General features: G+C 36.1%; 14 protein-coding genes. 5 read left to right on the top strand and 9 right to left on the bottom strand.

Going from position 1 to position 13,179, the window contains the following annotated elements; translation table 11 throughout:
- Positions 1–8: 8 nt before the first annotated feature.
- Positions 9–572, top strand: coding sequence for a porin family protein (locus PBT89_RS16355; RefSeq protein ID WP_270062767.1), 564 nt, complete (start codon positions 9–11; stop codon positions 570–572).
- On the opposite strand, the gene PBT89_RS16350 is transcribed toward PBT89_RS16355, so the two are convergent.
- From PBT89_RS16350 to PBT89_RS16325, 6 genes are all read right to left on the bottom strand, one after another.
- On the bottom strand, positions 569–1,543 hold the full coding sequence (locus PBT89_RS16350; protein WP_270062766.1) for an ABC transporter ATP-binding protein: 975 nt from the start codon (positions 1,541–1,543) through the stop codon (positions 569–571). The genes PBT89_RS16355 and PBT89_RS16350 overlap by 4 nt on opposite strands.
- A 254-nt stretch (positions 1,544–1,797) precedes the next feature.
- Complete coding sequence (locus PBT89_RS16345; RefSeq protein ID WP_270062765.1) at positions 1,798–3,966, bottom strand: prolyl oligopeptidase family serine peptidase; 2,169 nt, start codon at positions 3,964–3,966, stop codon at positions 1,798–1,800.
- A gap of 97 nt (positions 3,967–4,063) precedes the next feature.
- Complete coding sequence (locus PBT89_RS16340; protein WP_270062764.1) at positions 4,064–5,053, bottom strand: aspartate-semialdehyde dehydrogenase; 990 nt, start codon at positions 5,051–5,053, stop codon at positions 4,064–4,066.
- Between the two features lie 240 nt (positions 5,054–5,293).
- Positions 5,294–5,734, bottom strand: a complete 441-nt coding sequence (gene mscL / locus PBT89_RS16335) for a large conductance mechanosensitive channel protein MscL (RefSeq protein WP_270062763.1) — start codon at positions 5,732–5,734, stop codon at positions 5,294–5,296.
- Positions 5,735–5,789: 55 nt separating this feature from the next.
- Positions 5,790–6,896, bottom strand: coding sequence for an alanine racemase (gene alr, locus PBT89_RS16330; RefSeq protein ID WP_270062762.1), 1,107 nt, complete (start codon positions 6,894–6,896; stop codon positions 5,790–5,792).
- Positions 6,889–7,536, bottom strand: a complete 648-nt coding sequence (locus tag PBT89_RS16325; protein WP_270059855.1) for a thymidine kinase — start codon at positions 7,534–7,536, stop codon at positions 6,889–6,891. The genes alr and PBT89_RS16325 overlap by 8 nt, the downstream gene beginning before the upstream one ends.
- A 103-nt stretch (positions 7,537–7,639) precedes the next feature.
- On the opposite strand from PBT89_RS16325, the gene PBT89_RS16320 reads away from it, so the two are divergent.
- From PBT89_RS16320 to PBT89_RS16310, 3 genes are read left to right on the top strand one after another with little or no spacing between them, the layout of a single operon-like run.
- The gene (locus PBT89_RS16320) at positions 7,640–8,659 is read left to right on the top strand and encodes a hypothetical protein (protein ID WP_270062761.1); all 1,020 of its coding nucleotides are present in this window, start codon (positions 7,640–7,642) and stop codon (positions 8,657–8,659) included.
- 3 nt (positions 8,660–8,662) lie between these two features.
- The gene (gene rsmI, locus PBT89_RS16315) at positions 8,663–9,334 is read left to right on the top strand and encodes a 16S rRNA (cytidine(1402)-2'-O)-methyltransferase (protein WP_270062760.1); all 672 of its coding nucleotides are present in this window, start codon (positions 8,663–8,665) and stop codon (positions 9,332–9,334) included.
- Positions 9,334–9,903, top strand: coding sequence for a uracil-DNA glycosylase family protein (locus PBT89_RS16310; RefSeq protein ID WP_270062759.1), 570 nt, complete (start codon positions 9,334–9,336; stop codon positions 9,901–9,903). Before rsmI ends, PBT89_RS16310 begins: the two co-directional genes overlap by 1 nt.
- A gap of 58 nt (positions 9,904–9,961) precedes the next feature.
- On the opposite strand, the gene PBT89_RS16305 is transcribed toward PBT89_RS16310, so the two are convergent.
- The 3 genes from PBT89_RS16305 to ade form a co-directional block, all read right to left on the bottom strand.
- Positions 9,962–10,363, bottom strand: coding sequence for an ankyrin repeat domain-containing protein (locus PBT89_RS16305; RefSeq protein ID WP_270062758.1), 402 nt, complete (start codon positions 10,361–10,363; stop codon positions 9,962–9,964).
- Positions 10,364–10,580: 217 nt separating this feature from the next.
- Entirely contained in the window at positions 10,581–11,042 is a 462-nt protein-coding gene (locus tag PBT89_RS16300; protein ID WP_270062757.1) for a hypothetical protein, read from the bottom strand.
- Between the two features lie 48 nt (positions 11,043–11,090).
- Positions 11,091–12,713, bottom strand: coding sequence for an adenine deaminase (gene ade / locus PBT89_RS16295; protein WP_270062756.1), 1,623 nt, complete (start codon positions 12,711–12,713; stop codon positions 11,091–11,093).
- Positions 12,714–12,802: 89 nt separating this feature from the next.
- On the opposite strand from ade, the gene PBT89_RS16290 reads away from it, so the two are divergent.
- On the top strand, positions 12,803–13,150 hold the full coding sequence (locus tag PBT89_RS16290) for a HopJ type III effector protein (protein WP_270062755.1): 348 nt from the start codon (positions 12,803–12,805) through the stop codon (positions 13,148–13,150).
- The last annotated feature ends 29 nt before the right edge of the window (positions 13,151–13,179 follow it).

The following is a 13,179-nucleotide window of genomic DNA, read 5'->3' as shown; positions in this document are numbered from 1 at the left end:
CAATTACAATGAAAAATCAATGTGCGCTAATCATCTTTTTGATGTGCTGTTTTTCTGGCTTTTCACAAGTTTCCTTTGGTGTAAAAGCTGGTGTAAATTTTACTAAAATTACTTTGGAAGATCGTCCAAATGACTTTCGTTTTAGTGATGATGACGGGACGGGCTTTCATTTTGGAGCTTTTGCTGGTCTGGATTTAAATTCTTCTTTTGGATTACAAGCCGAAGCTTTGTATTCCAGGGAAGGGGTAAAAGATCAATACGCAGATTATATAAATATTCCTGTGTTTTTAAAATGGTATCCTGTGGCTCCGGTTCATCTTGGTGTTGGTCCTCAAATAGGATTTCTTGCAAATACTGAATTAAATAAAGATCAATACGAAAATGTTCTCTTTGGGGCTTTAATTAATTTAGGTGTAGATATTGCCGATTTTACAGTTAGCGTAAGATATGTAATAGGTCTTTCTAATGTTTTGGATCGAGAATTTCAGTTAGGTACTCCACCCAATATAAATTCGTCTAAAATTGAAGGAAAAGAAAATAATTTTCAGTTAAGCTTAGGCTATAAGTTTTAATTATTTTTTCGCTTTTCTATTAGTGGTTTAGAAATCACAAAATACACGGGAGCTCCGCTAGGGATAGCCGAGCGATGTTCAGCAAAAACGATAGTGCCATTTAAATTTGCTTCAATTAGATAATTACTGCCTTTAAAATAGGATGCAATAACTTGTGCTTTAATTGGAGATTTTCGACTAACTTTTAGTTCTTCAGGATAAAGGATGATTTTTTTTGTTGAAGTCTCATTCTGAACAATATCTTTCAGCATCACCTCATTAACATCGCCAAACAAGGAGGCAACATATTTGTTTGGCGGATTGTTATATAAATCTTCCGGACTCGCTTTTGCATAAATCTTATGATCTTTTAAAACCATCGTAGTGTCTGCAAAAGCCAGGGCATCGGTAATATCATGAGTGGCAATTATGCAGGTAATATTCTGCTCTTTTAAATACTTAAAAACTTTACGGCGAAGATTATTTTTTCTGAAATGATCGATATGGCTAAAAGGCTCATCTAGCAAAACCATTTCTGGTTCTTTGGCGAGAGCTCTAGCAAGGGCTACACGTTGCTGCTGGCCGCCACTAAGGAGTTTGGTTTTTTTATGGGCCATATCTCCCATTTCTACCACTTCCAGTAATTCCTGAATCCGCTTTTTCTTCTTTACCGGATACATATTACTTAAGTATTTCCCTACGTTATCAGCAACACTTAGCGGAAGCATTAGATCGAAATCCTGAGCCAGATATTTTATAAAATCTTCACCGGGCACCAAATTAAACTTAGGGCCAAGCAACTCTTCTTCTCCCCAAAATATCTTTCCATCGGTGTGCAATAATCCATAGATTAGCTGAAGCAAAGTACTTTTACCGCAGCCACTTTCGCCAATAATCGAGATATTTTCACCACGCTTTGCGGTTAAATTGATATGGTCCAAAACCTGTTCTCCATTCTCGTAAGCAAAGGATACGTTTTCTAACTTCAGCATAATTAGTGTCGTTTTAGGAAGGTTGAAGATACCCAAATTTGCAAGTTTTGGAAATAAAAAACCGCCAGATTTCATCGAATTTGAAAACCTGGCGGGAAATGTGTTTTTCAGAATTTTATTTAATTTGTATGAGAACAATGGACATTTCTGCCATTCCGAACTCAATCCGGAATCTCATATTGAATTTTAAAAGCATTTATGATGAAATCCTAAATTAGAGTTCAAGATGACGTGCTTTATTATCATTCAATAATCTAATCCTGCAATTCTGTATTTTCACTTGGTAGTTTTTCAAAACCCATATTGTATAAAGTAAAACCAAAAATATCGGCATATTCTTCGATGATCATACTGGTTGGTTTCCCGGCACCGTGACCAGCTTTGGTTTCAATTCTAATAAGAACAGGTGCATCTCCGGCTTGTTTTTCTTGTAATTCTGCTGCGAATTTAAAAGAATGCGCAGGTACCACACGATCATCATGATCTCCTGTTGTAACCAGGGTTGCTGGATATTCAACACCTTCTTTTACATTATGAACTGGCGAATAATCGTAAATGTACTCAAACATTTCTTTACTATCTTCAGAAGTTCCATAGTCATACGCCCAACCGGCTCCTGCGGTAAAGGTATGGTATCGTAACATATCCATCACGCCAACAGCAGGCAATGCTACCTTCATAAGATCCGGGCGCTGCGTCATTGTTGCCCCAACCAATAAACCTCCGTTAGAACCACCTCTAATCGCTAAATAATCTTTTGAAGTGTATTTGTTTTCAATTAGATATTCTGCAGCAGCGATAAAGTCGTCAAATACATTTTGCTTTTGCATTTTAGTCCCGGCATCATGCCAGGCACGACCGTACTCGCCACCGCCACGTAGGTTTGGAACAGCATATACTCCGCCTTGCTCTAACCAAACTGCATTTGCTGTACTAAAAGAAGGCGTTAAACTAATATTGAATCCGCCGTAACCGTATAAGATCGTTGGGTTTTTACCATCAAGTTCCACTCCTTTTTTAGCGGTGATGATCATAGGAATTTTTGTGCCGTCTTTAGATTTATAGAAAACCTGGCGACTTTCGTAGTCATCTGGATTAAAATTTATGTTTGGTTTATTGTAAACCTCTGAAGTTCCTTCTTCGATATCATATTTGTAAATAGTACCGGGAGTCACATAATTTGTAAACGAATAGTATAAAGTATCGGCATCTTTTTTAGCGCCAAAACCACCAGCAGAACCTAATCCCGGTAATTCTATTTCACGAACCAGTTTTCCGTCGTAATCGTATTGTTTTACTTGCGAAACAGCATCTACCATATATTCAGTAAAAAAATAACCACCACCGGTAGATGGGCTAAGTACATTTTTGGTTTCAGGAATAAAATCTTTCCAGTTTTCTGGAGTTGGATTTGCTGCATCTACAGTTACGATTCGTTGATTTGGTGCATCAAGATTGGTAACGATATAAAGTTTGCTGCCTTCGTTTTCGATCACATAAGTATCGGTGTCTTCGTTGTCGATAATCGTCTTTAATTCAGGATTCTTTTTCGATAGATCCATCATAAAAAGTTTACCTCCAGATGTCGAATTTCGGGCAGATATAAATAAATATTTATTGTCTTCACTCACACTACCGCCAACGTAACGATGTTTTTGATCTGGTGTTCCGCCAAAGATCATTTGATCTTCAGATTGTGGCGTCCCAATTTTGTGATAGAATAAACGATGTTGATCTGTTTTTGCTGAAAGCTCACTCCCTTTAGGCTTTTCGTAGCTTGAATAATAGAAACCTTCATTGCCTTTCCAGGAAATACCACTGAATTTGATGTCTTTTAAAGTATCTTCAGCTACTTCTTTTGTTTCAGCGTCCAGTACGATCACTTTTCTCCAATCGCTTCCTCCTTCAGAAATACTATAAGCTGCCATTTTTCCGTTTTCAGAAAAACTTAATCCGCTTAAAGAAGTGGTTCCATCTTCACTAAATTTATTAGGATCAAGAAAAACTTCTGGTTCATCATTCTCATTTTTACGACGGTAGATTACGTATTGATTTTGTAAACCATCGTTCTTAGAGAAATAGGTGTAATCTCCCTCTTTATGAGGGGCGCCGATTTTCTCATAATTCCATATTTCAGAAAGGCGTTTTTTTAAGTCCTCTTTAAATGGAATCTTATCTAAATATCCAAAAGTGACTTTGTTTTCAGCTTTAACCCATTCTTCGGTTTCAGTACTGCGATCGTCTTCTAACCAGCGATAAGGATCTTTAACTTTGGTGCCAAAATAATCGGTTACGGTATCTACTTTTTTGGTTTCGGGATAGTTTAAATTCAAAGCAGTGTCTTTTTCTTTTTTTGTTTCTTCGGAATCTTTACAGGAAGCCAGCGCGGCAAGTGTAAAAACTCCAATTACTATTTTTTTCATATGCGTGAGGTTTTGTGGAAAGCTTAAATTTATAAATAAAAAACGAGGTTGCTGAAAACAACAACCTCGTAAATATAATTTGAAAGGGAAAATAGACTTAAACCAGCTTGTTTTCCATTAAATATTCAGCGATTTGAACAGCATTGGTAGCAGCTCCTTTTCTTAGGTTATCTGCAACTACCCAAAGATTTAAAGAATTTGGTTGTGAATAATCACGACGAATTCTACCTACAAATACATCATTTTTACCTTCAGCATAAATTGGCATTGGGTAGGTGTTGGTATCTGGATTATCCTGAACAGTAACGCCAGGGAAATCATTTAAAAGTCTGCGAACATCGGCTTCGGTAAAATCATTTTCGAATTCAAGATTTACAGACTCACTATGCCCGCCAACAACAGGGATACGAATAGCTGTAGCGGTTAATGATACAGAATCATCTCCTAAGATCTTTTTCGTCTCATTGGTCAGTTTCATTTCTTCTTTGGTGTATCCATTATCCTGAAAAACATCACAATGTGGTAAGGCATTACGGTGAATTGGATAAGGATAGGCCATTTCTCCTTCTTTGTTTTCGTATTCGTTTTCTAACTGCTGTACTGCTTTAACTCCTGTACCTGTGATCGACTGATATGTAGAAACTACCGCACGTTTAATAGTATATTTGTCATGCAGTGGTTTTAAAGCCATTAATAACTGAATTGTTGAACAGTTAGGATTGGCAATAATTTTATCTTCTTTTGTTAATTCTGAAGCGTTAATTTCTGGAATAACCAGCTTTTTAGAAGGATCCATTCTCCATGCCGAAGAATTATCGATAACAGTCGTACCGTTTTCAGCAAATTTTGGAGCCCATTCTAAAGAAGTTCCTCCACCGGCAGAAAAAATAGCGATTTCTGGTTTGGCAGCAACAGCATCAGCAAGGCCGATAATAGTATATTCTTTATCCTTATAAGTTACTTTCTTTCCAACCGATTTTTCTGATGCAACCGGTAATAATTCGGTTATAGGAAAATCTCTTTCGGCTAGTACTTTTAACATAACCTGCCCTACCATTCCGGTAGCGCCAACAACTGCTACTTTCATTATTTATTAATTTTATCTGTGTTAACAGATGGTTTTATGAATTTTAAATTTAATCTTTTACAAATGTATCATACCTGTTAGGATCTATCGATCATATAAGTTAGTTTTTTGAGATAAAATTATCTTTTTAAACGTATTTCTGATTTTTGTTAAAAAAAAGACCCCTCTAAAAAGAGGGGTTTTATTATACATATTTGCTATTTAAAAAGTGCAGTATAGCGGTGCACGTATTGTTAAATGCTAATTAATAGCATCGCCATTTTGCTTTTTCAATTCGTCCCTTATTTGGGCTAAAAGTTCTTCCTGTGTTGGCCCTTTTGGAGCTGCAACAGGTTTTGGATCTTCTTTTTTCTTTGTCTTTTCGTATGCTCTTAAGAACAAAAATATAAATAATGCGACAATTAGAAAATTGATAATTGCCTGAATTAGATTGCCATAAGTAATTACAGCTGCTTTAGCCTCTCTGGCAGCATCTAAATTAGCATAGGTTTGGCCATCTAAAGCAACAAACTTTCTGGTAAAATCTGTACCGCCTGTAAGCACGCCAATAATTGGAGTAATAACATCTTTAACCACAGAGTCTACAATGGTTTTAAAGGCAGCACCAATTACAACGGCTGTAGCAAGGGCCACAATGTCGCCCTTCATTATAAATTTCTTAAAGTCGGAATATAAACTCATGCAATAGGAATTGAATATTTACATAGTACGATATTACTGAAAAAAAATATAAAATCTAATCTATTATAAGTCTTTTAACTCTCTGGGAGATAGCGGTTACAAGTTCGTAAGAGATGGTTCCTGCTCTATTTGCAAATTTTTCAGCGCTTCTTTCTTTTCCGAAGAAAATTACCTCGTCTCCCTCTTTACAGTCGATATCGGTAACATCAACCATCAGCATATCCATGCAAACATTACCAATAATGGGTGCTTCTTCGCCATTAATTAGCACAGCAGTTTTCTGCTTCCCGTAAATCCTGCTAATACCGTCGGCATGGCCAAGTGGCAACGTGGCAGTAATCGTATCTCGATTAGCGATAAACCCTCTATTATAGCCAACACTTTCACCTTTTTTGATATGATGAATTTGTGAAATAATAGTTTTAAGTGTAGCGACTGGTTTTAGATGAGAATCATGCTCGCTAGAATTTCCGTAACCATAAAGCCCAATTCCGCTTCTAACCATATCGAAACTTGCTTCGGGATAATTTAAAATTCCCGAAGTATTGCACATATGCCTTAAAATCTTATGATTAAAAGCCGCAATTATTTTTTCTGAAGTAGCTATAAAATTCACAATTTGAGATTGCGAAAAATCTTTTAAAGCCATATCCTCACTAGCCGCAAGATGAGAATACATGCCTACCAATTTTATTGCTGAAGTATTCTGGAAGATCGAAATTACTTCTTCAATATCATCAGGATCAAAACCAAGCCGATTCAGTCCTGTATTTATATTGATATGAACCGGGTAATTTTCAAGTTTTAATTGTTCAGCTTTTTTAATAAACTCTTTTAAAATATATAAACTGTATAGACTGGGAGTAAGACAATGGTCTATTAATGCTTGAAAACTGTGCGTTTGTGGATGAAGCACTAAAACTGGTTTTTCAATCCCACCGCTTCTAATGGTTTCTCCTTCTTTGGTATACGCTACCGCAAAATGGTCTATGCCAATTTTCTCTAATCTTTTAGCAATGGCAACAGAATCGCTTCCGTAGGCAAAAGCTTTTACTACACCAAGCATTTTTACACCCGGGGTAATCTTAGATCTTAAATAATGATAATTATGTTCTAAAGAATTTAGATCGATTTCAAGAACAGTTTCCTGAGCTTTAGGCATTTTTTTCTTTTAAATTAGGCTTAATTTCTTCAGCTTCCTTCACTTCAAGCTTTCTAATTTTTTCATTCTTCATTGCTCGGTAATACGCAGCTCTACTTAATGGCTCATATTCTTCGGTTTCACCAAGAAAAACCAAATCATCGCTAATCGCTTTTCTAAAGCTATATTGTGCTAAATTTCCGGTACGCGTACAAACCGCATGAACTTTAGTAACATACTCTGCGGTGGCCATAAGATTGGGCATTGGGCCAAAAGGATTTCCTTTAAAATCCATATCGAGACCTGCCACAACCACACGAATTCCGCGATTTGCAAGATCGTTACAAACCGTGACGATCTCGTTATCAAAAAACTGAGCTTCGTCTATTCCAACCACATCACAACCATCGGCAAGTAGTCTTATGTTAGAAGCAGATGGGACAGGTGTAGATCTAATTTCGTTAGCATCGTGAGAAACAACCATTTCTTCGTCGTATCGAGTGTCGATAGCCGGTTTAAAGATTTCTACTTTTTGTTTTGCAAATTGGGCTCGCTTAAGGCGACGGATTAGCTCCTCAGTCTTTCCAGAGAACATGCTACCGCAAATTACCTCTATCCAGCCAAATTGCTCTTCGTGATTTACTGTATTTTCGAGAAACATTTTGTAATTTTCAGATCGAAATGGGAAACAACCTCTTTATATATAAAGGTGGAACAAATTTATTAAAAATCCAACCCCGTAAGTAGGGCTAATCACTAAAGTTATGAAGAAGAAAATAGAAGCTGAATTGAAAACGCTGGCACAAAACATACTTGATGGAGATGCAGAAAAGCATGTAGATCAGCTGAAGCAAGAGGCTAAAGTTCTTTATGAAAAACTTACAATATTACAATTTACATTTTCTAATTTGGAGGAAGATCAACCTAAAGAACAGCAAGCGGCTATAGCAGCAGTGAGTTATGCTGATGATACTTTTGCACCCTCTAAACCGCAACCTTCAAGAACACAATCCCAAACCACAAATAAAGAAGGGAAATATTATGTGCCAGACGGGACAGAGTTTAATGATAGCGACGCTATAACTGAACCTGCTACGGAAAAAATAAAGGATATCGTGGCGCAAATGCCACCAGAAACTGAAGGTCTTGATCTTTTGATGCAGGCGCTTAACGACGATTGGTCTAAAATAAAACCAGAACTAGAGGAAAATCCAGATAAAGATTGGCCTTCATCTGAAAAAACTACAGAGCCAGAAGCGGAAACTGAAGAACAAAAAACTCCAGTAGCGCCAGAAATTCCTGAAGAGCATTTTGCTGAACCTCCTATATTCGAGCCGAAGGAAGAAGAAGCTCCAAAACCGAAGGAAGAAGAAACTGCAAGACCAGAGCAAGAAACACCACAATTATTTGATGAGGTTGAACCTAAAGAACCAGAATCCAATTCAAATGATTTTAGACAAATAGGAGTAGATTATGATAATCTTCCAGATTTTGAACCGCTGAATAATAAACAAGGCGCAAATCGTCCAAAATCGGTAAACGATCGCTTAAAAAGTGGTATTAGTATTGGTCTTAATGATCGTTTAGCTTATATCAAGCATCTTTTTAATGGTGATGCCGCAGATTATAATCGAGTGTTATCCCAGTTAAATACTTTTAGCGATTTTACCGAAGCCTATAAGTTTATCCAAATGGTGGTAAAGCCAGACTATAACGACTGGGAAGGGAAAGAACAGTACGAAGATCGATTTGTACAGGTGATCGCAAATAAATTTCAACAATAATTTATGGGAAAACTTTTTTTGGTTCCCACTCCAATAGGTAATCTTGAAGATATCACTTTTAGAGCAATAAAAGTTTTAAAAGAAGCCGACTTGATTTTAGCTGAGGACACACGCAATAGCGGTAAATTACTAAAGCATTTTGAAATTTCTACCCAAATGATAAGTCATCATATGCATAATGAGCATAAGACGGTTGAAGGATTAGTAGAAAGAATAAAAGCTGGTGAAACTTTTGCGTTAATAAGCGATGCAGGCACCCCGGCAATTTCAGATCCTGGGTTTTTATTAACACGAGCCTGCGTCGAAGCAGGGGTAGAGGTAGATTGTCTTCCTGGGGCTACGGCCTTTGTGCCGGCATTAGTAAACAGTGGTTTGCCCAATGATAAGTTTATATTCGAAGGATTTTTACCGGTTAAAAAAGGGCGACAAACACGATTAAAAATTTTGTCAGAAGAAAGCCGAACGATGATCTTCTACGAATCTCCGCACAAATTAATTAAAACGCTAACTCATTTTTCCGAATACTTTGGCGGTGATCGGCAGGTTTCAGTTTCAAGAGAAATTACGAAACTTCACGAAGAAACTATTAGAGGTACTGCGGAAGAGGTTTTGAAACATTATACTGAAAAACCACCAAAAGGCGAAATTGTAATTATCGTAGCCGGCAAAAAATAATGCAGGATTTATTGAAGGAAATACGCGATTGTGAAGTTTGTAAAGAACATTTACCATTAGGCCCGCGCCCAATTATTGAAGGTGTTAAAGATTCTAAGATCATATTAATTAGTCAGGCACCGGGTAGAATCGTACATGAAACAGGAATTGCCTGGAATGATCAAAGCGGTAAAAAGTTGCGGGAATGGTTGGATGTAGATGAAAAAACATTCTACAATCCATCTAATTTTGCCGTTTTACCAATGGGCTTTTGTTATCCCGGTAAAGCTAAAACCGGTGATTTGCCACCAAGAAAAGAATGTGCCCCTCTTTGGCATAATCAGGTATTTGATAAGTTGAAAAATGTAAAGCTTAAAATTCTAATAGGTTCTTATGCAAGCAAATACTATTTGCCAAAATCTGAGCGTAAAAATCTAACCCAAAAAGTTTCTAATTTCGAAGAATTTTTACCGGACTATTTACCTTTGCCTCATCCTTCACCCGTCAATCGATTCTGGCGAATGAAGAATCCTTGGTTTGAGGAGAGTATGATTCCTGAAATTCAAAAGATCATAAAGGAGATTTTATAAAAAAAGTGCTATTCTTTTTTTTAGAATAGCACTTTAGGCATAATTCAGAATGGAATAATTATTTCTCTAATTCTTCCAGTACTTTCATGGATTCTTTGGCATTAGAAAGTTTAGCAAGTTCTTTCGCAGTCTTATTTTCTTTTTCAGATTTAGCTTTAAGATCGGCTCCTTTTTCAATTAAAAGTGATAAAATTTCAGCTTTGTTGTATCGAGCGGCGTACATCGCAGGAGTTCTTCCTAAAGACTTTTGGTTAATGTCTTCTCCCAGTTCGATAAGTTGTGAAACCATTTCGTAATTTCCGGCAACAATAGCTTTACAAAATGAACTTAATTCAGTTGCGGCCAGATTTTCAATAGAAAATTTTGCTGGATCTTTTGGATCGTTGTCGATTGCAGCTGCATTAGCAAATCCAAAATTAAGTACTAAAGCTAAAGCGAAGGTAAACATTGATTTTTTCATGATGAATGATTTAATGATTGATAAATGATTGTTTACCTAAAAGACGCGCGAAAATCTGAATTGTTACAGATTAAAAATAGAAAGTTGGAATTTTAAGAATATTTTAATATTTCAGGCTGAAATTGAGAATTTAAAAATTTCCTTCAACAGTAATGCTATATGCTCTTTACAATATAAAAGTGAGGGATTTTTTAGAATGGATTTTTAAAATAAAAATTTATAAAAGAATTTCGATGCTTTTAGCCCCCTTGTTAGAACTCGCATCGAAAACAACTTGGTTATTGAGCCATATTTTTATAATAACTGCTCCATTCTTTGTATTGAATTCAGAAGTAATTAACGATTCCTCACCATTAATGATGAGTTTAGTTTCGGATCGATTATTTTGATCAATTTCATTATTTGCCGCAATCATTAGAAAATCTTGTTTTTCTGATAATGATACAATGTTGTAATTATCTGATGCTTTCCATTCTCCATCTATTTCGTAAAATAGCGCAATATTTTCTATGGTTACAGCTTCTGTCTCTATTAGATTTTCTCCATCTTGATTTTTAGGAACAATATTAATTTCCAAATCATAATTTGCGCAACAAATAATATCATCTTCATTATTGTCTTTACAAGATGTAAATAATAGAAAAGCAGAGGTTAATAAAAAAAAGAATAGTTTTTTCACAATCTTGTTTTTTTATCTAGATGCTTAGACTATCAATTAGTTGCGTAATTATTTTAGGGTATTTACAAACTCAAATTTCTTTCCACTAAATAAACCTTTGTCTGATAATTTAAGATCTGGGATTACGAGTAAAGCCATAAACGATAAGGTCATAAAAGGAGCTTTTAAGGTGCTGCCTAAATCTTTAGCCATTTTGTCTATTTCTTCATATAATTTCCCTGTTTCCCAACCATCTTTATCGCTTATGATTCCTGCTATGGGTAAAGGAAGTGATTTTTGATTTTCACCATCAACGGCGCAAATTCCGCCTTTGTTTTTGATAATGATGTTTATAGCTTTACAAATTTCTTCATCGGTAGTTCCAACGGCGATAATATTATGCGAATCGTGCCCAACTGAGCTGGCAATCGCTCCTTTTTTTAGTCCGAAATTTTTTATAAAGGCTACAGCAGGTGCTTTGTTTTCGTAGCGGTTAACTACAGAAATTTTTAAAATATCATTTTCGATATTCGACGAAAGTGAACCGTTTTTCAAAACTGCTTTTGCTTCGATTTCGTTAGAAATTAGTTCACCATCCAAGGCTTCAATTACTCGAACATTTTCTGTATTGGCTTTCAGCACAAAATCTTCAATGGACTTTTCAGAAATATTAAAATTATTCGGTGTTTTAAATTGAATAGATGGAATATGAGATTTGCCATTTTCAGCAACGACTTCACCGTCGATATAAGTTTTCAAAACCTTAAAATCGGTAAGGTTTTCTACCAAAATAAAATCGGCCGTATCACCTTCTTTCAGCAAACCAACATTTAAATTATAATGTTTTGCCGGATTTATGCAGGCAGCTTGCAATACTTTAAAAACATCGATTCCTTTGGTGACCGCACGCTGGCAAAGCTGATTGATATGCCCTAAGATAAGATCGTCCGGGTGCTTATCATCAGAGCAAAACATCATATTTTCATAATGCTCGGGCAATAGGTCGATAAGCGCTTCAAAATTTTTAGCAGCGCTTCCTTCACGCACCAAAATTTTCATTCCTAAAGCAAGTTTTTCTTCAGCCTCTTCGTACGTAAAACACTCGTGATCGGTAGTAATGCCTGCTTTTGCGTATGTTGAGGCCTCTTTTCCACGAAGTCCGGGAGCATGGCCATCTACAGGTTTTTTAAAATGTTGCGCCCATTTTATTTTTTCAAATACTTCAGGATCGTTATAAAGGACTCCGGGATAATTCATCATTTCAGCCAGATAAAAAATATCAGGAGATTGCATCAATTCTTTAATTGCTTCTGAATCAATAACCGCTCCGGCCGTTTCAAAAGTGGTAGCCGGAACACAACTTGGAGCTCCAAAATGAAATTTTAAAGGTACTTTTTTACCATTCTCTATCATAAAATTTACGCCTTCAATCCCTAGAACATTGGCAATTTCATGAGGATCTGAGACCGTAGCTACTGTACCATGGATAGTTGCAACTCGGGCGAATTCAGACGGCACTAACATCGAGCTTTCAATATGGATGTGCGCATCGATAAATCCCGGCATAATGAACTGCTTTTCGTTATGCTTGGATTCTTTAATTTCGACGATCTTTTTATTTTCTATGATAACTTCCGCAGGGAAAATTCGGCGGTTTTCGATATCAACAAGTTGGCCTTTAACGCTCTTCATTTTAAAAAATTTGAGAGTCGAAAAGTAACAAATTAAATTGTGAACTTTTATTTTAGTAATCAATTAAACAAGAGACTAAAAATCGAAATATGACGCTACAGCAATATCTAAAACAAGTAAAATCGAATCCTAAAACTGCAGATTTTGATCAAACTATGGCCTTAATTGATGAATATTATCAATTTTCTCCCGCTTCTTTTAAAAATGGTGAGGTTTATAATGAAGCTGGAAGCAATAACGGAAGTTGTAAAATTTTTGCTTTAGGATTATTGGAAGACTTAAATGAAGAAACCACTTTAGCCCTTTTTGGAAAGCATTATTTTGAAGATGTACTGAAACATCCTGAGGGCGAGGGACATCAAAACATTCGTAATTTTATGAAGAGCGGTTGGAGTGGAATCGCCTTTAATACCGAAGCGCTACAGCCTAAAAAGTAAGATCTTTTCGTATTTTTGAAGCGAAATAG

This window comes from Zunongwangia sp. HRR-M8 (assembly GCF_027594405.1).
GTDB lineage: Bacteria > Bacteroidota > Bacteroidia > Flavobacteriales > Flavobacteriaceae > Zunongwangia.
Note: the sequence above shows the minus strand (reverse complement) of the source record. Positions and strands in the feature narration are given on the sequence as shown.